Source organism: Micromonospora sp. NPDC048887, assembly GCF_040649715.1.
Taxonomy (GTDB): Bacteria; Actinomycetota; Actinomycetes; order Mycobacteriales; family Micromonosporaceae; genus Micromonospora.
The window spans coordinates 73,453-93,133 of sequence record NZ_JBEZGA010000022.1 but is presented as its reverse complement, the minus strand read 5'-3'; the positions used below and the strand labels follow the sequence as shown (position 1 = coordinate 93,133).

Sequence of the window (19,681 nt, the reverse complement as noted above, 5' to 3'; positions counted from 1 at the left end):
GCACCGTCAGGCGCTCAAAAAGTCTCGGGGGATCCGGCTGCTCGCGGGGCAGGGGGTGCCACGTCGCGGCGCCGGAACCATGTCCAACGACCGGCGGCCCGGGATGATTCCCGAGGACGTCTCACGCACCGTGGATAGCAGGTGCACGCCACCGGAACCGTGCTCAACGACGTGCCTGCCGGGATGATTCCCAACGACTCACGCCGCCAGAACCGTGCTCAACGCGTGGCGGCCCGGCGAGATTCCCCGGGACCCGCCCCGCCTGGGGCAAGCCGCGCTCGGTCGTTCACCCGGTTACAACGCCACCGACCCGCCGACGATTCCACCCCCAGAGTGCCGCCCACCACCCCCGAACCAGACACCCACCCCAAACCCCCAGCCCCGCCCCCAGCACCGCGCCCTGCCACCCGTGATCAAGGAGTTTGCGGCAGCTTTCTGCGCCGACGAGGACACAAACTCCTTGATCACCCCCCCCCTGAACCACCCCGGCCCCACCTTGCGTGGTCGATCATGAGGTTGACGGCGGCCGGTGTCCGGTTTGCCGTTGCCAACCTCATGATCGACCGCACTGGGGGCGATCCGTGCCGCTGGGCTGCGAAGACCAGGGGCCGTCGGGGATGGGGGGACGACTCGAACGGGCCGGACACGTGAGGGGTGCGCAGCAATCGCGGCGTCGCCTGCGCGATCTTGCACTTTGTGCCCGCCCTTTGCCCTATTTGCGAGGTTTGCGGGGCACCAAAGTGCAAGATCGCGGACGGGCACGCCGGAACAGCTGCCGATCTTGGAGTTGTGGCACCTCGCGAAAGGTGTCAGACCAGGGCATCCTGTGGCACCACAACTCCAAGATCGACGCGGGCGGGAGGCGGGCGGGAGGGAGGGCGGGCGGTAGGTCTGAGTCAGCGGCGGCCGTGGCGGGCGCGCAGGTAGTCGGAGACCACGTATTCGCCCAGGTCGTCCAGGTCCGGGGTGAACATCCGGCCGCCCGAACGCCGCGCCACCGCGTCCACGAACCGCCGCAGTCCCGGGTCGTCACCCAGCATGAACAGGTTGAGCGTGGCACCGTACCGGGTCAGCCGGTCCACCTCCCGGATCGTCGCCGAGATGGTCTCGGGCAGCGGCGGCCAGTGGAAGTACGCCTCGCCGTCCTCCGGGTCCAGGTGCGCTGTCGGCTCGCCGTCGGTGACGACCAGCACCACCGGCTCGGCACCCGGATGGCGCCGCAGGTGCCGCCCGGCGATCCGCAGCGCGTGCTGGAGGTTGGTGCCCTGCTGCATGTCCGGTTCGACCGCCGCCAGCTCCTGCTGGGTGAGCGGCATCGCCTCCCGGCCGAAGCCGACGATCTGCAGCGCGTCCTGCGGGAACCGGGTGGCCATCAGGTGTGACAGGGCCAGCGCGGTCTGCTTCATCGGACCCCAGCGGCCCTGCGAGATCATCGAGTACGACAGGTCGACGCAGAGCACCACCGCCGCCGACGCCCGCCGTTCGGTCTCCACCACCTCGAAGTCGTCGACCGCGAGCGGCACCGGCACTCCGGGGCCGACCCGTCGTACCGCCCGGGTGAGCGTGCGCACCACGTCGAGCGGCTGCTCGTCGCCGTACTCCCAGGGGCGTGATGCCCCGCTGACCTCGCCGGCGGCGCCCGCGGTGCGCAGGTCGTGCTGGCCGCGCGGGCCGGCGGTCAGGTCGGAGAAGACGCGCCGCAGCGCGGTGCTCGCGAGGCGGCGCAGCGCCTTCGGGCTGAGCGTCAGCCCTTCCGCGTCGCGGGTGACCCAGCCCTGGCGGCGCAGTTCGCGTTCCAGTTCCTGCAACCGGCGTACGTCGTCGGCGGCGTCGCGACCCAGCGTGCGGGCGACCGCCTCCACGTCGACGTCGTCGAGTGTGGCGCCGGGCTGGTCCTGGTCGAGGGAGTCCAGCAGCTCGTCGAGTTCGGCGATCTCGTCCAGCGCGCCGGTGGCCTCGCCGTAGCCGAGCGGCTGGTCGCCGCGGACCCGCTCGCCGCGCTGCCAGTTCAGGTCCGGTCGCAGCGACCGGAGGTGGGCGTCGAGTTGGGACAGCTCACCGGACAGCCGGTCGCCGAGCGACTGGCGCATCAGCCCGGCCAGTTCCTCGCGCTGCCGGTCCGACAGCGACCGCATCAGCCGTTCCCCGGCGGCGGCCCGCCGGGCCAGTACGTCGATCAGCTCGTCGACGTCAGTGGGCCGTTCCGGGAAGAACTCGCCGTGCCGGCGCATGAACTCGGCGAACGCGTCTGTGGTGTCCTCGGAGCGGGCGTGCCGGGCGAGCAGGTCGTTGAGGTCGCGCATCATCTCGGCGAGCTGCCGCTGGACGGCCGGGTCGGCGGTGGCCCGGGCCGCGTCGCGCAGCCCGGCGAAGCGCTGCTCCAGCACGTCGCCGCGCAGCCCGTCGAGGATCCGCTGGTACGTCTGCCGCGCCTCGGCGCTCGCCCAGTCGTACCCGGAGAGCTCCGACACCGCGCGGGCGGTGGAGCGGGGCAGGTTGTCGAGCACGGCCTCGGCGAACCGGGCGTCGTCGCCGTCGCGGCCGCGCAGCTCGTCGCGTTCGGCGGCGAGCGCCTGGTCGAGCAGGGCCCGGGCCCGGGTGACAGCGCCGTCCAGGTCGCCCCGGCGCAGCGCCTCCCGGCGCAGGCGGCGGGCCCGGGCAGCCAGGTCGTCCAGCCCGCCGCGCCCCTGCGGACCGCGCCGCAGCAGCTCGCGCAGCGATTCGCGCAGGCTGCCGCCGGCCAGCACGTCCGAGCCGACCGCGTCCACCGCGGCGCGCACGTCGTACGGCGGGGCGAGCGGATCGGGTCCGCCGCGCCACTGCCCGTACCGGAAGCGGTTGCCGCCGGCCATCGTCAGTCCCGGTCCCCGTAGACGGTGCGCCCGGAGTCGGTGACGTCCTTGCCGAGCCGGCGGGTCAGGTGCAGCCCTTCCAGCACGAACTCGATGCCGGCGGCGGCCTCCTCCGGGCTGGGCGCGTCGCCGAGGCCGAGCCGGTCGAGCACCTTGGCGAGCCCCGGTACGGTGCCGACCTGGCGCAGCAGCTCGGCCGAGGAGACCAGCTCGCCGGTCTCGACGGCGCCGCCCTCGGCGACCAGCGCGGTGAAGCCGGACAGGTCGAGCCCGGCGAGCCGGGCGCGGAACGTCTCGGCGGTGGCGGTACGCAGCAGGTGCGCGAGCACCTCGATCTCGCGTCCCTCCTCGCCGCTCTCGAACTCGACCTTGCCGCGCAGCGTGGAGGTCACCGACACGGTGTCCCCGATCCGGGCCACCGGCGCCTCCGGCCGGGACGCCGACCCGGCGCCGGCCGAAGCCGAGGCGACGGCAGAGGCACCGGCACCGGCACCAGCACCGGCACCAGCACCAGCACCAGCACCAGCACCAGCACCAGCACCAGCCAGCAGACCGGAACGGCGCAACGCGGCGGCCGCGACGGTCTCGGCGGCGGCGATGGCGAACCGGGCGGACACTCCGGAGCGCGGGTCCACCGACGGGGACTCCCGTACGTCGCGGGCGAACCGGGCGAGCACTTCCAGCACGTGCTCCGGCACGACGGCGACCAGGTCTGCCTCCTGCCGGATCAACGCCAGCTCCAGGTCGAGGTCGAGCGGGTAGTGGGTACGGATCTCGGCGCCGAACCGGTCCTTGAGCGGCGTGATGATCCGGCCCCGGTTGGTGTAGTCCTCCGGGTTGGCGCTGGCCACCAGCAGCAGGTCCAGCGGCAGCCGCAGCTGGTAGCCGCGCACCTGGATGTCGCGCTCCTCAAGCACGTTGAGCAACGCCACCTGGATGCGTTCGGCCAGGTCGGGCAGCTCGTTGACGGCGAAGACGCCCCGGTTGGTGCGCGGTACGAGCCCGAAGTGGATGGTCTCCGGGTCGCCGAGCGTACGGCCCTGGGCGAGGCGGATCGGGTCGACGTCGCCGATCAGGTCACCGACGCTGGTGTCCGGCGTGGCGAGCTTCTCGCCGTACCGCATCGAGCGGTGCAGCCAGGTGATCGCCAGGTCCTCGCCGGCCGAGGCGACGAGCGCCTGGGACGCGGGGGTGAGCGGGTGCATCGGGTGCTCGTTCAGCACCGAGCCGGGAATCACTGGGGTCCACTCGTCAAGCAGCGCGCCGAGCGAGCGGATCAGCCGGGTCTTGCCCTGCCCGCGCTCGCCGAGCAGCACCATGTCGTGCCCGGCGAGCAGCGCGCGCTCGACCTCGGGCAGGACCGTGTCCTCGTAGCCCACGATGCCGGGGAAGCGGTCCTCGCCGGAGCCCATCCGGGCGAGGAGGTTGTCTCGGAGTTCCTGTTTGACCGTGCGGTAACGGTGGCCGGCGGCGCGCAGCTCGCCGAGCGTGCTCGGCAGGTCGGCGGGCGGGACCGGGGAAACCTGATTGGGAGCGGTCACCCGATCCACGCTAGCGCGCTCCGGCGGCCGGCGGCCTCCGTCGTCGATGTCGCGACAGGGGAGGCCACCGGAACGCTCACCTGCCGAGCCGGGCGCGGACCATCCGGGGCACGGCGGCCAGCCCGGTGACCGGGCGGAACGCGTGCGCGGCGGCGACCAGGGCGGCGTACTCGTCGTCGGCGAGGTCGATCTCGGCGGCGGCCGCGTTGCGTTCCATCTGCTCGACCCCGGAGGCGCCCGGGATGGCCACCACGTTGGGGTGCCGCAGCACGTACGCGAGCGCGATCTGGCTCGGCGTGGCGTCGTGCGCGTCGGCGACCTCACGCAGCGTGGCGATCAGCGCGGTGCCGCGTTCCAGGTTCTCCGGCAGGAAGTACGGGTTGGCCCGGCGTACCGCCCCGGCCGGCGGGTTCGTGGCGTCGTAGCGGCCGGAGAGGAAACCCTGCGCCAGCGGGGAGTACGCGATGACGATCCGGCCGGCCTGCTCCGCGTACGGGATGAGGTCTTCCTCGGGGCCGCGGTCGATCATGCTGTAGCGGACCTGGTTGCTCAGCACCCGGCGGCCCAGCGCGGCCTCGGCGAACCGCCACCGGCGCAGGCCGTAGTTGCTGACGCCGACCTCGCCGACCAGCCCGACGTCCTGCAGCGCGCGCATGCCGCGCATGGTGGTGGTGTCGGCGACCACCGGGTTGGCCTGGTGGACCTGGTAGAGGTCGATGCCGTCGACGCCGAGCCGGGCGGCGGAGGCGACAGCGCGCTGCTGCACCACGGGGGCGACCGGCAGCAGCGGGAAGATCTTGGTGGCGACCACGACCTTGGCCCGGTCCTCGCCCAGCGCCTCGCCGAGGATGCGCTCGCTGCGGCCGAAGCCGTACAGCTCGGCGGTGTCGAACAGCGTGACGCCCAGGTCGAGCGCCCGCCGGACGATCTCGGCGGCGCGGCGCTCGTACTCCGGGCCGTAGCCCCACTCCTTGGAGCCGAACTGCCAGGTACCGAGGCCGATCTTGGAAATGGGCTTGGGGGTGTCGAGCGGCACGTAACGCATGAGGCCGAACGTACCCGCGCCGCTGCGGCCACACTCCCACGGCGACAGAATGACCTCGTGACATACCTCGCCAGCGACGACCGTTACCACGAGATGATCTACCGGCGCAGCGGCCGGAGCGGGCTGAAGCTACCCGTCATCTCCCTCGGCCTGTGGCACAACTTCGGACCGGACCGCCCCTTCGAGCGGCAGCGCGACATCGTCCGCCGCGCCTTCGACCTCGGCATCACCCACTTCGACCTGGCGAACAACTACGGCCCGCCGCCCGGTTCGGCGGAGGAGAACTTCGGCCGGCTGCTCGCCACCGACCTGAAGCCGTACCGGGACGAGCTGGTGATCTCCAGCAAGGCGGGCTACCTGATGTGGCCCGGCCCGTACGGCGAGTGGGGCTCGCGCAAGTACCTGATCTCCTCGCTGGACCAGTCGCTGCGCCGCCTCGGGGTGGACTATGTCGACATCTTCTACTCGCACCGGTTCGACCCGGGGACCCCGCTGGAGGAGACGATGGGCGCGCTCGACGCGATCGTCCGCTCCGGCAAGGCGCTCTACGTGGGCATCTCCAACTACGACTCGGAGCAGACCGAGCGGGCCGCCGCGATCCTGCGCGACCTGGGCACGCCGCTGGTGATCAACCAGCCGTCGTACTCGATGATGAACCGCTGGACCGAGCGCGACGGCCTGCTGGACACGCTGGAGCGCGTCGGTGCCGGCTGCGTCGCGTACAGCCCGCTCGCCCAGGGCCTGCTCACCGACCGTTACCTGGACGGCATCCCGGCCGACTCCCGGGTGCGCACGAGCGTCTTCCTGGACGAGAGCGACCTCGACGACCAGACGATGGCGACGGTCCGCGGGCTCGCGGCGGTGGCGCGGCGGCGCGGGCAGACCCTCGCGCAGCTCGCCCTGGCCTGGGCGCTGCGCGACCCGCGCATGACCAGCCTCATCATCGGCGCGAGCAGCGTGGCGCAGCTGGAGGGCAACGTCGCCGCGCTGGAGGACCTCGACCTGGACGGTGACGACCTGGCCGCGATCAGGGCGGTGCTGGGCTGAGTCACCAGATCCGGCGCCGCCCGGCGCGGTGGTTGCGGACACCGCACGGCCGCCCGGGCGGCGGCCCGCCGGTCCGGCTCAGTCGCATCCCGACCACTGCCGCCGCGAGCAGCGCGACGACGAGCGCCGCCGCGCCGACGAGCAACGGCCGGGACAGCGGTCCGTCGTCGGTCACCGCCGCGACCGGCACCGCCGGCTCGTCGCCGGTCGCCGCTCCGGCGAGGGTACGCGGAGGTGACGCGCTCGCCTGCGGCGCTGCCGGCGGCGCGTCCGGCTCACCGCGTGCCGCCCGGAGGATCACGTCCGAGCAGGAGTAGTACGTGTCCTGGGTGTCCGAGTTCTGCCAGATGACGTAGACGATGTGCCGGCCGGTCCGCTCGGCGGGCAGCCGCCCCCGCATCTCGTACGCGCCCGAGCGGATCGGCGGGTCGGTGACCTGAAGGAACGGCTTCTTCTCCAGGTCCGCCCAGGTCAGCACGCGCTTCGGTGAGTACGAGCCGGTGGTGACGTAGTACCGGAACGTGCCCCGGTGCGGGATGGTGGTGCGGTAGCGGAACGTGTGCGACGCCCCGGCGGTCAACGTGGTGGCCGGCCAGTCGGCGCGCGGCAGGTCCAGTCCCCGGTACGCGGACAGCCCGCCGCTGCACAGCTCCCCGTCCGGGATGCGTTCCCGGTCCCGCCCGTCGATCCGGGCCACCCGGATGTTGTCCCACTCGCGTACCGCCGCTCCGGCGGCGACCGCCGCCCGGCAGGCGGGCGTCTTCGCCCGACCGCCCTCCGGCCCGCACGCGGCGGCCCGGCTCAGCGGGCTGGTCGGCGCACCGTGCGCCGCGGCCGGCGCGGCGGTCAGCGGCACCGTCGCGGCGACGGCGGCGAGCGCGGCGAGCGCGCGACGTGCGGCCATGTGATCGACCTCCCGCGCACTGGTACGGCCACGAGCCGCCAAAGGTTCGATCCGCGCCGATCGGCCGGGGCAACGTGACCGAACGGACAACCGGGACGGCGGCGGACGCCGTAGGGGTCCTACAGTGACGAAACCCTGTGATCGAGGAGCGCCCCTTGACCGAGCCGGCACCGTCCCCCGAGCCGTCCCGCGCCGCCCCCGCGGCCGGCCCCGCCCCGGGCGACGTCCCCGCCACCGCGCAGCCGTACCTGCTGGTCCTGCCCACAGTGGAGGGTGCTCCCCCGCCGGTGCCCTGGCCCGGCGCCGAGGGGCAGCCCGGCTGGGCCATTCCGGTCAGCGTGCCGCCCGGCACCCAGGGGTACGCCTTGTTCCTCCCGCTGGTCCCCGCGATCGGCCAGCCGACGGCGACCGGCCAGCCTGCGGCGGCGGTGCCCGCCCAGGCCACCGCGCCCGCCGCCGAGCGCTCCCCCGTGGAGGGCGTCGCCCCTGCCGCCGCACTGGCCGACCGGCCGGCGGGCGAAGAGCCTGTCGCCGCCCCACCGGACGCCGTTCCGGCCGCTCGCCGGGAGCAGGCGGGCGGAACGTCCTCGGCCACCGGCGACGCGGCATCGTCCACGCCGGATGCCGCCCCGGCGGCGTCGGCCGGCACCCAGGCGGCCGACTCGAAGCCGTCCGTCGCAGGCGCCGCCGCAGCGGAGGCGGCCACGACCGGCTCCGGTGAGGCCGGCGCGATTCCCGGAGATGGCGCTCCGCAGACGGCCACGCCCGCGACCTCCGGCCCGCCGGGAGCCTCGCAAACGCCTGCTGCTCCCCCGGGCACGCAGCCGGCATCCGGGTCATGGGTGGCGCCGGGGACGCAGTCGGCCTCCGGGCCGTCGCCCGCGCCGGGTGCGCCGCGCGCTCCGGGTACGCCGCCTCCACCCGGCGTTGGGCCGACGCCCGCGCCGCCGCACCCCGGCATGGCGTGGGGTGGGCACCCGCAGGCGCCGGTGTGGGCGCCGCGCCCGCCGGTGCCACGGACCTCGTTCCTCGGCGCGCGCTGGCCCGGCCCGAAGGCGGCGACCGGGCGGGCCGTGCCGCTCGCGGTGCTGGCCGCCGCGATCGGCAGCGCGGTCTTCGTGCCGCTGGGCCGCGTCGGCGTCGGCTGGTTCCTGGGGTGGCTCACGCTCACGCTCGCGGTGGGGCTGGCGGTCCGGTCCAGGACCACGGATCTGCCGCGCGCCGACAAGCTCATCCGGGCCGGGTGGGCGGTGGCCGCCCTGGCCCTGATCGCCGTACCGGCGTTCCGCAACGCCTGGTGGCTGGTGACGTTCTGTGTGCTCGGCGCGCTCGGCTGCGCCACGCTCGCGATCATCGGCGGCCGGCTGGTGCGCTCGATCCTGTTCGGCCTGGTGGCCACGCCGTTCGCGGCGTTGCGGGGCCTGCCCTGGGTACGCCGGCACGTCACCGCCTCGCCGCAGGAGGCGACGGTGCGCAAGGTGACCGTCTCGGTCGTCGCCACGGTCGTGGTGCTCCTGGTCTTCGGCAGCCTGCTCGCGTCGGCCGACGCGGCGTTCTCCGAGGCGCTCGGCTCGCTCGTTCCCGAGATCAACATCGGTACGGTGTTCGGCTGGCTGTTCCTCGCAGTGGTGGGCGGGCTGATCGCCGTGGCCGCGCTCTACACGCTCGCCGCGCCGCCCGACCTGTCCACCGTGGATCGCGCGGGTGAGCGCCGTCTCGGCCTGCTGGAGTGGGCCCCGGCCATCGGCGCGCTCACGCTGCTGTTCGCCGGGTTCGTGGTGGTGCAGTTCACCACGCTCTTCGGCGGGCAGCGGCACGTGCAGCGGGTGGCCGGTCTCAGCTACGCCGAGTACGCGCGCAGCGGTTTCTGGCAGCTGCTGTTCGTCACGCTGCTGACCGTGGTGGTGCTGGGCGGGGTGAGCCGCTGGGCACGCCGGGAGCAGCCGGTCGAGCGGCTCCTGCTGCGCGTCCTGCTCGGGCTGATCAGCGCGCTGAGCGTGGTGATCGTGGCGTCGGCGCTGTCCCGCATGTGGACGTACCAGAAGGTCTACAGCTTCACCGGCGAGCGGATCTTCGTGATGGCCTTCGAGATGCTGCTCGGCACGGTGTTCCTGATGATCCTCGCGGCGGGCGTGCGGTGGCGGGGCCGGTGGATTCCCGGCACCACGCTCGCGCTGGCTGTGGCGATGCTGCTCGGCCTGGCCGTGCTCAACCCCGAGGACTACGTCGCCCGCCGCAACACGCTGCGCTACGAGCAGACCGGCAAGATCGACGCGTGGTACCTGCGGGCGCTGTCCGCCGACGCCACGCCGGCGCTCGCCAAGCTCCCCGATCCGGTACGCCGGTGCACGCTGAGCTGGATCGCCGACGACCTCGCCGAGCCGGACCCCTGGTACGCCTGGAACCTGGGCCGCCAGCGCGCCCGGAAGGCGCTGGAGAAGGTCGGCCCGCAGGCGATCGGCGGCCAGAAGGACTGCCGCCGGGCCGACCAGTTCGACCTGCCGAAGACGCGACGCCCCCGCTGACCTCGCCGGCCGGGCCGCGGATCACCGCGGCCCGGTCAGGCCGGGGCGCCGCCGAAGCCGATCTCGTTGCCGTCCGGGTCGTGGAAGATCACCTTGCGGACGCCGTTGTCGTAGGTCTCCCGCGCGGCCGGCTCCAGCCCGCGGGCGGCGATCGCCGCGACACGGGAGTCGAAGTCTTCGACGAAGATCGTCTGCATGGCGTGACCGGCGTGGCCGGGCCGCACCTCAATGTAGAGGTAGCGGTGCTCCGCCAGCTCCCACACCGCTTCGTGGTCGTTGGGCAGGAACTGCGGCGGGTCGCCAAGCAGTCGCTCGTACCAGGCCGTCGACATGGCGAGATCACTGATCGGGACGCCGGCGAACAGGTCGACAGTCATCCGGCCAATCTAGCCGGGGCGACGTGCCGGCGCGGGCTCACGCCGTACCGGCGCTTGAACGCCGTACTCAGGGCGAACGAGCTGCCGTAGCCGACCCGGCGGGCCACCGCGCCGACTGTGGCGCCGGGCTCGCGGAGCAGGTCGGCCGCGAGCGCCAGCCGCCAGCCTGTCAGGTACGACATGGGCGGCTCGCCGACCAGCGCGGTGAAGCGCCGGGCCAGCGCCGCCCGGGACATCCCCACCTCGGCGGCGAGCGACGCCACCGTCCACGGCCGGGCCGGCTCGTGGTGCAGCATCCGCAGCGCGCGGCCGACCACCGGATCGGCGTACGCCCGGTACCAGGCGGGCGCGGCGGCGCCGGGCCGGGCGAACCACTCCCGCAGCGCGGCGATGAGCAGCAGGTCGAGCAGGCGGTCGAGGACCGCCTCCTGGCCGGGGTCGTCCTTGACGATCTCGGCGGCCAGCAGCGGCACCAGGGGCGTGTCCCAGGACTCGCGCCGGACCACCGCGAGCTGCGGCAGCGCGTCCAGCAGCCGCCGCCCGACAGTGCCCCGCACCGGGTACGTGCCGGTGAGCAGCACGGTCCGGCCGTCCGGCCCGTTGCCCCAGGTGCGTACGCCCCAGCGCGTCATCGCGAACAGCTCGCGCCCGTCCGGTGTGGTGCAGCGCTGCCCCGGGTGCACGACCACCTGCGGCACCGTCGCCGGGTCGTCCGCCACCGTGTACGGGGCCGGGCCGCGCACGATCGCCACGTCACCGTCGCCGAGCCGCGCGGCCTCCCCCTCCTCGGGCACGATCCAGGCGTCCCCGCGCACCACGGCGACCAGCGTGAGCGGTGCCTCGTCCCGGATCAGCATCGACCAGGGCGGGGTGAGGATCGAGCGCAGCAGGAAGGCGCCCCGCGCCCGGGGACCGTCGAGCAGGCCGGAGACGGCGTCCACGAGACGATTGAACACAGGGTCGCGCGTCCTGACCATGGGCCGTCTCACCGCGCGGCGGTTCGATGAGGACATGCGACTCGTACAACAACTGACGCTGGTCGGTGCCACAGTCGGGGCCGGGCTGATGGCGGGCCTGTTCGCCGCGTTCGCGTACGCCGTGATGCCGGCGCTGCGCGGCGCGGACGACCGCACGTTCGTGGACGCCATGCAGCGCGTCAACGTCACCATCGTCAACGGCTGGTTCCTGCTTGCCTTCCTGGGCACGCCGGTGCTGGCCGCGCTCGCGGCGGTGCTGGCGTGGCGGGGTGCGGCCCGGCCGGCGCTGCCGTGGATCGTCGCCGGGCTGGCGCTCTACCTGGTGATGTTCGCCGTCACCGTGGCGGTGAACGTGCCGCTCAACGACGCGCTCGCGGCGGCCGGGGCGGCGGATCCCGGTGTGGCGCGGGAGCGCTTCGAGTCCGCCTGGGTCACCTGGAACGTGGTCCGGACGCTGGCGAGCACGGCCGGGTTCGGCGCGCTGTGCTGGGCGCTGGCGCTTGCGGGCCCGGCGGCCGGTTGAACTGCTACCGCGGGTCTTCGATCAGCGGCAGGTAGCTCTCGGGCAGCCAGCGGACGACCACCTTCGGGAAGAGCATGCCGCCGAGCCGGCGGTAGAACCGCTGCGCCGCCTCGTTCTCCGGCTTCACCTCCCACCGGATGACGAGCCGGTCGACGGCGGCCCGCTCGGCCAGCGCGGTCATCAGCCGTCGGCCCACACCACCGTCCCGGGCCTCGGCACGGACGAACAGGTCGTCGAGCGCGACGATGTCCTCACCGCTCCACATGTGCAGGCGCCGCTGCGCGGAGACGTAGCCGAGCGTCTCACGGTTCCGCTCGGCCAGCAGGACCGTCACGTCGGCGCGGCCGAGCACCTCGCGCCATCGATCGGGGGTCGCGCCGACGTGCTCGCTCTCCCCCTCGTGGGCCGCGATCTCCCGGACCAGGGCGTCCACCGCAGCCGCGTCGTCCGGGCCGGCCTGGCGGATGCGGATGGCGTCGTTCACGGTGCTCTCCCTCACGGTCGAATCACGGGTGGACGCTCATGATCATCCCCCGGAGGCACCGCCTGATGATCCGACTTTCGGGCCGAGACTGCTGCCGTCAGGACGCCGCGAGCAGTCGGACCTCGCAGCGCACGCCGCCGGCCTTCGCGAGCCGTCCGTCACCGGTGACCAGGGGGCAGGCCAGCAGCTCCGCCGCGGCGACGTAGGCCGCGTCGTACGCCGACACGTTGCCCCGCAACTGCCACATCCGGTCCAACAGCGCTGCGACGCCTACCTCGTCGATGACCAGCGAGGGCAGGATGTCGATCGCCTCCTGCGCCCGGGCAGGGCCGAGCCTCCCACCGAGCACCTTGCCCCTGATCACGGACATGACCTCGACCAGCAGATGGCTCGGCGCGGCCCAGTGTGGATCTCCGGTCAGTTCCGCTCGCGCCGCATCCCCGATCGGACCGTCGTCGATCAGGGCGTCGGCCAGCACCGACGCATCCACCACTATCACGCGGCGCTCCCCTGCGGCCCGCGCTGCTCCCGCTGGTCGTTCAGCTCGGCGGCACTCTCGCCCGGCAGGGAGCGAGCGCCGTCCGATCGACCGGCGAAGCGATCGAGGGCGGCTGTGTTTCGCAGCCGTCGAGCCTGCGTCTCCACCAGTTCCAGCAGGTACGTCTGGAGCGACTGCCCGCGCGCCTTTGCCTGCGCCGCCAGGGCATCTCGCACCTCTTCCGGCACGTCGCGGATCTGAAGAGCAACCATGCATTCATTATGCATGCAGAAGGGGCCTGCACAGCAGAGTCCTGCGAGGCTGTGCTCCCACCAGAGCGTTTCGCTCGCATGGAGCCCTCCATCGCTGGCGGGAGTGGCTCGCCGGCCCGCTCAAGTCCTCGTTACACGCTCGGCCCCTCCCGCTGATCGTTCAACCCATCGGATATCGATGCCCGCCGAAGGGCGAGTGCCGAGCGGACACTCATCCGAACGACACGGCGAGCACGGGAACATAAAGTCAGTCCTTTCGCATCGCAGCCGCGATATGGGGAGGGCCATATGAAGCGCAGACGAGTAAGCCTGCTGGACCTCGGCCTGGATTCATCGTTCGACGCGGCGATGACCTTCGTGCAGTCGACGCTTCAGAACATCAACGCCGGGTGCGACGAACCCGTCGTCGACATCGACTTCGTTCGGTCCCGAGATCCCAGCACGGTGTTGTCCGCATTCACCGCGTCATGCGATGTCCTTCACGTCATGGCGCACGGCGACCACACAATCACGCCGACATTCAGCAGCACGGGCGGCGAGGTCGAGATCTCCTTGGAGCATCTTGGGGAGGTGGCGGCGGCACAGAGCAAGGGGATTTCGACGAGCGCCATCATCGCGGACGGCTGCAGGACCGGCACCGGCGTGTGGCAGAAGGCGGTGCGCGACTGCCTACAAGGGGAAGTGACCTACATCGGCACCTCCGCAAACGTCGGCTGGCACGAGAGCGGCGTGTTCTGCTCCGCGTTCTACGGCGCTCTCTTCCGGAACCGCGGCAGAGGCATGTCGCCGGCCGAGCAAGCCTGGGACGCCGCCGATCGCGCCATCAATGCCTACACCTTGCTGACGGACAGGAACTGCCCGTACAAGGTCACGACCTTAAGGCCGAGCCAAAGGGCCCGCACTCTGTTGGGATAGCGCCCAGCCGTTGCACCACGGAATAGAGGCCGGAGAGGCCCTCCAAGCAAGGACCAAGCACTACCGGTGTCGCTGACCGACCGCCACCCCGCCTGCCGTCGCGCGCACTCAGAACCGTCGGCAGGGACCGTCGTGCAGGCATGCCAATTGCTGCCTCGACAACTGGTCACTGCGGTGCCCAGTTCCTCGCCCCTCAGAGGAATGGGCAATGACAACAAGCGGGAACGTCGGGCGAAAAGCAATCAGCGACCCGGTCGATGATCATCCGACCAGGCCGCTGACCTGTTGTCCCAAGGGTGGAGCCGAGGGGACTCGAACCCCTGACCCCCACACTGCCAGTGTGGTGCGCTACCAGCTGCGCCACGGCCCCTTGCGGTCGTCCCCGGTCGCCCGGGCACGGAGAGAACTATACACACGCCGTCCGGCATGGTCATCTCGCGGGGTCCCCCGCACCCGGGTCAGTTCAGCGCCACGTCCGGCGGGAAGTGGGCCACCGCCGCCATCATGCCGCCCTGCCGGCGCAGCACCATCGGCCAGAGATCATCCGGCCGGTCGACGAAGGCGTCGCCGGGCAGCGCGTCGAACACGAACCAGGAGCCCTCCTCGATCTCGCGCTCCACCTGACCGGCGCCCCAGCCGGAGTAGCCGGCGAACACCCGGATGCCGCCGATGGCCTCGCGCAGCTTCTCCGGGTCGACCGAGAGGTCGATGGTGCCGACCGCGCCGGAGACGCGGTGGAAGCCCTTGACCGGGCGGACCGGGTGCCGCATGCGGGCCAGGCAGATGGCCGAGTCGGGCTGCACCGGGCCGCCCTCGAACAGCACCGCCGGGTCGCCGGCCAGGTCGCTCCAGTCGCCGAGCACGTCGGCCACCGAGACCTCGGTGGCGCGGTTCAGCACCACCCCGAGGGCGCCGCCGGGTTCGTGGGCGACGAGCAGCACGACCGTACGGTCGAAGTTCGGGTCCTTGAGCCCCGGTGTCGCGACCAGCAGCCGTCCGGTCATCGACTCCATGGCCCGGCCACCGATCGCCTGCCCCTCACCCTGCATGTCCGACACCCGTCAGCCGTGTGCCCGTACGGGCCCGAGGCCGTCGACCGTCCACCCTGTCAACGCCATGTCACGCACCATAGCCTGCACCCGGCCCGCTGGTTAAGGTCTGACGGCGGGTGATCACGACGGATCGAGGGAGGGCCGAATGGCGGCGCAGGCCGAACTGGCGGTGATCGGCGGGTCGGGGCTCTACGCCCTGCTCGACGGGGTGGAGCACGTGGTGGACACCCCGTACGGCGCACCGTCGGGCCCGATCACGGTCGCCGAGGTGGGCGGTCGCCGGGTGGCGTTCCTGCCCCGGCACGGGCGCGACCACAGGTACCCGCCGCACCTGATCCCGTACCGGGCGAACCTGTGGGCGCTGCGGTCGCTGGGCGTACGCCAGGTGCTGGCGCCGTGCGCGGTGGGCGGCCTGCGGCCGGAGCTGGGCCCGGGGACGTTCGTGGTGCCGGATCAGTTGATCGACCGCACCAGCGGGCGCACGCAGACCTACTACGACAGGGGCGCGGTGCACGTGTCGTTCGCCGATCCGTACTGCCCGGCCGGGCGGCGCACGCTGCTGGACACGGCGGCCGGGCGTGGCGTGCCGGTGGTGGACGGCGGGACCGTCGTGGTGGTCGAGGGTCCGCGCTTCTCGACGCGGGCGGAGTCGCGCTGGTTCGCCTCGATGGGCGGCACGATCGTCAACATGACCGGCCACCCGGAGGCGGTGCTCGCCCGTGAGCTGGCGCTCTGCTACACGTCGATCGCGCTGGTGACGGACCTGGACGCGGGCGTCGAGGCAGGCGAGTCGGTCACCCATGAGGAGGTGTTCCGGGTCTTCGCGGAGAACACCGACCGGCTGCGTGGGCTGCTGCTGGACGCCGTGGCGGCGCTGCCCGCCGAGCGGGACTGCCGGTGCGGGAGCGCGCTGGACGGGATCACGCTGCCGTTCCCGCTGCCCTGAGCGCGGGAAGCGCCCGAAAAGTCGGCTTAAGCCCGATAGATTCGGCTGGTCGGGAGACTGGGCACCGGACCGGATCCGGCATCCGCGTGTGAGGACGGAGGCGGCCGGCCATGGCGACGGTGCGGGAGGCGACGTACGACCTGCTGCGCGCGCTCGGCCTGACCACCGTCTTCGGCAACCCCGGCTCGACCGAGGAGCCGTTCCTCGCCGACTTCCCGGACGACTTCCACTACGTGCACGCGCTCCAGGAGGCGTCGGCGGTCGCCATGGCCGACGGGTACGCCCAGGGCACCGGCCGGCCCGCGCACGTCAACCTGCACACCGCGCCGGGCACCGGCAACGGCATGGGCAACCTGGTCACCGCCTGGCACAACCGGACCCCGCTGATCGTCAGCGCCGGGCAGCAGACCCGCGAGATGCTGCTGATCGAACCGCGCCTGGCCAGCCCGCGGGCGGTCGAGCTGGCCCAGCCGTACGTCAAGTGGGCGCACGAGCCCACCCGCGCGCAGGACATCCCGGCGGCCTTCATGCGGGCGTACGCCTCGGCGGTGCAGCCACCGGCCGGGCCGGTGTTCCTCTCCCTGCCGATGGACGACTGGGACCGCCCGGCCGACCCGCCGCCGCAGGTGCGCACCGTCGCCACCCGGATCGCGCCGGACCCGGACCGGCTGCGGGGCTTCGCCGACGTGCTGGCCGCCGCCAGGACCCCGGCGCTGGTGCTCGGAGCGGCGGTGGACCGGTCGGACGCCTGGCCCGAGGCGGTCGCGCTGGCCGAGCACCTGGCCGCCCCGGTCTGGGCCGCCCCGGCGCCGGAGCGGGCCGTGTTCCCCGAGCGGCATCCGCACTTTCGGGGCGTGCTGCCGTACGCGATCGGACCGCTGTCGGAGGCGCTGCGCGGCCACGACGTGGTGCTCGTGGTGGGTGCCCCGGTGTTCCGCTACTACCCGCACGTGCCGGGCGACTACCTGCCCGGCGACACGCGGCTGCTGCACGTCACCGACGACCCGGACGAGGCGGCCCGCGCGCCGGTCGGCGAGAGCCTGCTCGGCGACGCCGGGCTGACCATGGCCGCGCTGTGCGAGCTTCTGCCGGCGACCGGCCGGGCGGCGCCGTCACCGCGACCGCGGCCGGCCCCGCCCGAGCCGGCCGACCCGCCGAGCGCCGACGCGCTGTTCGCCGCGCTGGCTGACGCGTGGCCGGCGGACGGGGTGCTGGTGCAGGAGTCGCCGTCGAACCTGGCCGCGCTGCGCCGCCGGCTGCCGATCGACCGGCCGCGCTCGTACCTGACGATGGCCAGCGGCGGTCTCGGGTTCGGGCTGCCGGCTGCGGTCGGGATGGCCCTTGCCGAACGCGACACCGGGCGTGGCCGCCCGGTGGTCGCGGTGGTCGGCGACGGCTCGTTCCACTACTCGGTGCAGGCGCTGTGGACGGCGGCGCGGCTGCGCCTGCCGCTCGCCGTCGTGGTCCCGGTGAACCGGCAGTACGCGATCCTCAAGGCGTTCGCCGAGCTGAAGCACACTCCGGGCGTGCCGGCGCTGGACCTGCCCGGGCTCGACGTGACGGCGGTGGCGCACGGCTACGGCTGCGCCGGTGAGGCGACCACCCTGGACGGGCTCGGTGCGGCGCTCGCCACAGCGCTGGCCGCGGACCGGCCGACGGTGCTGCCGGTGGCGATCAGCACCGACGTGCCACGGATCCTGTGAGCCTCAGCCGGGCCGGACGGTCAACGGGGCGCCGCTGCCGGCGTCCAGCACGACACGTCCGCCGAGCGGCGCGTCGAGCGTGACGCTGACCGGCTTCAGCACGAGCTGCGCGGTGCAGACGCCGGTGGAGGCGATCACGGCGCCGCCGATCACCACCACGTCCGGCCGTTCCAGCACCAGCGGGGTGGGCGGCCCGTCGCAGGCGCCGACGCCGAGCACGTAGTCGATCCGGTTGCCCTCGACCGCCCGCAGCTCCTGCGCGGACACCAGGCCCGCCGGCAGCGGCCGGGTGGGCACCGCGCCGCCGGGGGCCCGGCCGGTCACGCGCGGCGCCACGGCGATCCGCGCCACGGGTACGGCCAGCTCGTCCACTGTGAACAGCCAGGCGGGCACCTCGGCGCGGCCACGGCTGGTCAACACCGGCGCGCTGCCCAGCCGTACCCCGGTCACGGTGAGCGCCACGCACGCGCCCGGCGCCGAGGTCGACACCGGGTCGTTCGGGCCGGGCCGCCCGGTCGGTGCCGGGTCCGGTGCGGCCGGGCGCCCGTCGCAGGGCGGCGGGTCGCCCTGGCGGAGCTGGGCGTACGCGTCGGCGGCGCTCACCAGCGGCACCCGCAGCGTGCCGTCGGGGAACCGGATCGTGCCGTCCTTCGGCACGGCGGCCGGGATCGGGATCTGGTCCCGGTACCAGCCGGCCCCGAACGCCGTCTTCGTCTCGTCGGTGAAGCCCGGGTCGCCGGTGAGCACTGTGGCTTCCTGGAGCGGCACGTACCCGTCGCGCCAGCCCGGCACGGGCCGCCAGCCCGCTGCGACCTCCTGCGCCCGCTCGGTGAACGCGGTCCGCTGGTCCGGGCCGGCCGGCGGGGCCACCCCCGGATCGGCGCCGGGCGAGGCGCAGGCGGAGAGGGCCAGCAACGGGATCCCGAGCAGGGCGAGCACGCGGCGCATACCGCTTGGACGCGTGGCCGCCCCGGCCGGTTCCCGGCTCAGTCCTCGCCGCCGAGGTCGGCCTGGTACGCCTCCCAGAGCAGGTCGGCACCGTGCCGCCGGTGCCGGTCCAACGCGCGCAGCAGGTCGCGGGTGCGCGCCCGCACCTCCGCCGCGGACACCCCCGGCAGGCGTACGGCGTGCTGGAGCGCGGCGAGCGCCCCGCTGATCGCGGCGTGCTCGGCGACCAGCAGGCGTACGCCCCGGTCCAGTCGCGGCGCGGCGCGCACCAGGTCGGCGTAGTGGCCGCCCGGTTCCTCGGTGACGCGGACGTGTTCGGCGAAGCCCCGCCGGACGGGGTCGAGGTCGGCGAGCAGTCTCTCCCGCCAGCGCGGCCCGGCGGTGGCCAGCGCCCGCCCGAGGGCGCGCAGGTCGCCGGAGGCGCTCGGGAGCACTACGGTCGGCTGCTGGATCGGACTGGTGACCATGGGACACCTCCCGCTGCTGGGTGCGAACCCGTATGGCGATGGTGAACCCGGTCACCGGCGCTGTCCAGCGGTCGGGGCCGCCTCATCTGCCCCTCGGGCCTCACCTGCCCCGATCGCATCTCGCGCCTCAGACGGCTGTGCGCCCCGGTCCTCGTAGACCGGGGCGCACAGGCCGTGTAGTGGAGGTGCCGGGAATCGAACCCGGGTCCTTCGCCGGTTTGTCAGGGCTTCTCCGAGCGCAGCTCGCTATGCCTCTACTCGGCCCCACCGCTCACGCGAGCAAGTTGGTGTGACGGGCCCAGTCGCTGATTGATCTCGCCGCACGGACCCCGCGACCGGGTCCGATTGGCCAGCCTTCTAGCTGATGCCGGCTAACTGGGTCGAAGGCGCTCCCAGGCCGACAGACTTGCTACTCGCCTCAGGCGGCGAGAGCGAAGTCAGCGCGATTGTTCTTGGCGCTTATTGGTTTCCGACGACCGATTCTCGAGACGACGTCGGCTTCCTCGGCTCGCTTCCCCTGTCGCTGCGTACGAAGTCGAAACCAGTCACCCCCTCGAAGCGCTGCCCCTGTCGGCAGCACACCAAGCGTAACGCCTGGCGCAACCGGATTCATCCCGAGGCCCAC

18 protein-coding genes, 1 tRNA gene and 1 other RNA gene are annotated in these 19,681 nt (G+C 73.3%); 6 read left to right on the top strand and 14 right to left on the bottom strand.

The genetic code is table 11. From position 1 onward, the window contains the following. Window positions 1–896 precede the first annotated feature (896 nt). The 3 genes from AB0C17_RS26425 to AB0C17_RS26415 form a co-directional block, all read right to left on the bottom strand. Window positions 897–2,852, bottom strand: coding sequence for a VWA domain-containing protein (locus AB0C17_RS26425; protein ID WP_357480959.1), 1,956 nt, complete (start codon window positions 2,850–2,852; stop codon window positions 897–899). Window positions 2,853–2,854: 2 nt separating this feature from the next. Further along, window positions 2,855–4,402, bottom strand: coding sequence for a magnesium chelatase (locus AB0C17_RS26420; RefSeq protein WP_357480956.1), 1,548 nt, complete (start codon window positions 4,400–4,402; stop codon window positions 2,855–2,857). Window positions 4,403–4,469: 67 nt separating this feature from the next. Next, window positions 4,470–5,438: an aldo/keto reductase gene (locus AB0C17_RS26415; protein ID WP_357470333.1), complete on the bottom strand. Its 969-nt coding sequence runs from the start codon at window positions 5,436–5,438 to the stop codon at window positions 4,470–4,472. 57 nt (window positions 5,439–5,495) lie between these two features. Between AB0C17_RS26415 and mgrA the strand changes: the two genes are divergently transcribed. Then, window positions 5,496–6,485: an L-glyceraldehyde 3-phosphate reductase gene (gene mgrA / locus AB0C17_RS26410; RefSeq protein WP_357470330.1), complete on the top strand. Its 990-nt coding sequence runs from the start codon at window positions 5,496–5,498 to the stop codon at window positions 6,483–6,485. Window position 6,486: 1 nt separating this feature from the next. On the opposite strand, the gene AB0C17_RS26405 is transcribed toward mgrA, so the two are convergent. Beyond that, a complete protein-coding gene (locus AB0C17_RS26405; RefSeq protein ID WP_357480953.1) occupies window positions 6,487–7,389 on the bottom strand; it encodes a lytic polysaccharide monooxygenase in 903 nt (300 codons plus the stop codon). A 155-nt stretch (window positions 7,390–7,544) separates the two neighbouring features. Between AB0C17_RS26405 and AB0C17_RS26400 the strand changes: the two genes are divergently transcribed. Beyond that, window positions 7,545–9,914, top strand: coding sequence for a DUF4153 domain-containing protein (locus tag AB0C17_RS26400; RefSeq protein ID WP_357480950.1), 2,370 nt, complete (start codon window positions 7,545–7,547; stop codon window positions 9,912–9,914). A gap of 35 nt (window positions 9,915–9,949) precedes the next feature. Here the strand turns inward: AB0C17_RS26400 and AB0C17_RS26395 are convergent, their stop codons facing one another. After that, entirely contained in the window at window positions 9,950–10,291 is a 342-nt protein-coding gene (locus AB0C17_RS26395) for a VOC family protein (protein WP_357387857.1), read from the bottom strand. Continuing rightward, window positions 10,288–11,232, bottom strand: coding sequence for an AraC family transcriptional regulator (locus AB0C17_RS26390; protein WP_357480947.1), 945 nt, complete (start codon window positions 11,230–11,232; stop codon window positions 10,288–10,290). Before AB0C17_RS26390 ends, AB0C17_RS26395 begins: the two co-directional genes overlap by 4 nt. Before the next feature lie 70 nt (window positions 11,233–11,302). Between AB0C17_RS26390 and AB0C17_RS26385 the strand changes: the two genes are divergently transcribed. After that, on the top strand, window positions 11,303–11,791 hold the full coding sequence (locus AB0C17_RS26385; protein ID WP_357387861.1) for an anthrone oxygenase family protein: 489 nt from the start codon (window positions 11,303–11,305) through the stop codon (window positions 11,789–11,791). A 4-nt stretch (window positions 11,792–11,795) separates the two neighbouring features. Here AB0C17_RS26385 and AB0C17_RS26380 read toward each other — a convergent pair whose 3' ends face one another. From AB0C17_RS26380 to AB0C17_RS26370, 3 genes are all read right to left on the bottom strand, one after another. Continuing rightward, window positions 11,796–12,275 (bottom strand): GNAT family N-acetyltransferase, encoded by a 480-nt coding sequence (locus AB0C17_RS26380; RefSeq protein ID WP_357470322.1) that lies wholly within the window; start codon window positions 12,273–12,275, stop codon window positions 11,796–11,798. A gap of 97 nt (window positions 12,276–12,372) precedes the next feature. Next, window positions 12,373–12,774 (bottom strand): type II toxin-antitoxin system VapC family toxin, encoded by a 402-nt coding sequence (locus tag AB0C17_RS26375; RefSeq protein WP_357387865.1) that lies wholly within the window; start codon window positions 12,772–12,774, stop codon window positions 12,373–12,375. Further along, window positions 12,771–13,025, bottom strand: coding sequence for a hypothetical protein (locus AB0C17_RS26370; protein WP_030501430.1), 255 nt, complete (start codon window positions 13,023–13,025; stop codon window positions 12,771–12,773). Before AB0C17_RS26370 ends, AB0C17_RS26375 begins: the two co-directional genes overlap by 4 nt. A 288-nt stretch (window positions 13,026–13,313) precedes the next feature. Between AB0C17_RS26370 and AB0C17_RS26365 the strand changes: the two genes are divergently transcribed. Further along, window positions 13,314–13,940, top strand: coding sequence for a hypothetical protein (locus AB0C17_RS26365; RefSeq protein ID WP_357480944.1), 627 nt, complete (start codon window positions 13,314–13,316; stop codon window positions 13,938–13,940). Window positions 13,941–14,237: 297 nt separating this feature from the next. Here AB0C17_RS26365 and AB0C17_RS26360 read toward each other — a convergent pair. Together AB0C17_RS26360 and AB0C17_RS26355 are read right to left on the bottom strand one after the other, a co-directional pair. Next, window positions 14,238–14,310, bottom strand: a tRNA-Ala gene (locus tag AB0C17_RS26360). Between the two features lie 88 nt (window positions 14,311–14,398). Beyond that, the gene (locus AB0C17_RS26355) at window positions 14,399–14,989 is read right to left on the bottom strand and encodes a YqgE/AlgH family protein (protein ID WP_357470317.1); all 591 of its coding nucleotides are present in this window, start codon (window positions 14,987–14,989) and stop codon (window positions 14,399–14,401) included. Window positions 14,990–15,137: 148 nt separating this feature from the next. Here AB0C17_RS26355 and AB0C17_RS26350 point away from each other — a divergent pair, with 148 nt between their 5' ends. Both AB0C17_RS26350 and mdlC read left to right on the top strand, forming a co-directional pair. Beyond that, complete coding sequence (locus AB0C17_RS26350; protein WP_357480941.1) at window positions 15,138–15,938, top strand: S-methyl-5'-thioadenosine phosphorylase; 801 nt, start codon at window positions 15,138–15,140, stop codon at window positions 15,936–15,938. A 110-nt stretch (window positions 15,939–16,048) separates the two neighbouring features. After that, the gene (gene mdlC, locus AB0C17_RS26345; RefSeq protein WP_357387873.1) at window positions 16,049–17,641 is read left to right on the top strand and encodes a benzoylformate decarboxylase; all 1,593 of its coding nucleotides are present in this window, start codon (window positions 16,049–16,051) and stop codon (window positions 17,639–17,641) included. A 3-nt stretch (window positions 17,642–17,644) separates the two neighbouring features. Here mdlC and AB0C17_RS26340 read toward each other — a convergent pair whose 3' ends face one another. From AB0C17_RS26340 to ssrA, 3 genes are all read right to left on the bottom strand, one after another. Further along, window positions 17,645–18,589 carry a hypothetical protein gene (locus AB0C17_RS26340; protein WP_357387875.1) on the bottom strand — a complete coding sequence of 315 codons (945 nt, stop codon included), beginning with the start codon at window positions 18,587–18,589 and terminating at the stop codon, window positions 17,645–17,647. Between the two features lie 38 nt (window positions 18,590–18,627). After that, a complete protein-coding gene (locus AB0C17_RS26335; protein WP_357387877.1) occupies window positions 18,628–19,056 on the bottom strand; it encodes a hypothetical protein in 429 nt (142 codons plus the stop codon). A gap of 177 nt (window positions 19,057–19,233) precedes the next feature. Continuing rightward, window positions 19,234–19,609: a transfer-messenger RNA gene (gene ssrA, locus AB0C17_RS26330) on the bottom strand. Window positions 19,610–19,681: the final 72 nt, after the last annotated feature.

What these genes read in the sequence shown, in the direction of transcription:
- AB0C17_RS26415 (WP_357470333.1), bottom strand. Translation starts at nt 5,438, where the DNA reads ATGCGTTACGTGCCGCTCGACACCCCCAAGCCCATTTCCAAGATCGGC.
- AB0C17_RS26355 (WP_357470317.1), bottom strand. Translation starts at nt 14,989, where the DNA reads ATGCAGGGTGAGGGGCAGGCGATCGGTGGCCGGGCCATGGAGTCGATG.
- AB0C17_RS26340 (WP_357387875.1), bottom strand. Translation starts at nt 18,589, where the DNA reads ATGCGCCGCGTGCTCGCCCTGCTCGGGATCCCGTTGCTGGCCCTCTCC.
- AB0C17_RS26425 (WP_357480959.1), bottom strand. Translation starts at nt 2,852, where the DNA reads ATGGCCGGCGGCAACCGCTTCCGGTACGGGCAGTGGCGCGGCGGACCC.
- AB0C17_RS26335 (WP_357387877.1), bottom strand. Translation starts at nt 19,056, where the DNA reads ATGGTCACCAGTCCGATCCAGCAGCCGACCGTAGTGCTCCCGAGCGCC.
- AB0C17_RS26385 (WP_357387861.1), top strand. Translation starts at nt 11,303, where the DNA reads ATGCGACTCGTACAACAACTGACGCTGGTCGGTGCCACAGTCGGGGCC.
- AB0C17_RS26370 (WP_030501430.1), bottom strand. Translation starts at nt 13,025, where the DNA reads ATGGTTGCTCTTCAGATCCGCGACGTGCCGGAAGAGGTGCGAGATGCC.
- AB0C17_RS26395 (WP_357387857.1), bottom strand. Translation starts at nt 10,291, where the DNA reads ATGACTGTCGACCTGTTCGCCGGCGTCCCGATCAGTGATCTCGCCATG.
- AB0C17_RS26365 (WP_357480944.1), top strand. Translation starts at nt 13,314, where the DNA reads ATGAAGCGCAGACGAGTAAGCCTGCTGGACCTCGGCCTGGATTCATCG.
- mdlC (WP_357387873.1), top strand. Translation starts at nt 16,049, where the DNA reads ATGGCGACGGTGCGGGAGGCGACGTACGACCTGCTGCGCGCGCTCGGC.
- AB0C17_RS26405 (WP_357480953.1), bottom strand. Translation starts at nt 7,389, where the DNA reads ATGGCCGCACGTCGCGCGCTCGCCGCGCTCGCCGCCGTCGCCGCGACG.
- AB0C17_RS26350 (WP_357480941.1), top strand. Translation starts at nt 15,138, where the DNA reads ATGGCGGCGCAGGCCGAACTGGCGGTGATCGGCGGGTCGGGGCTCTAC.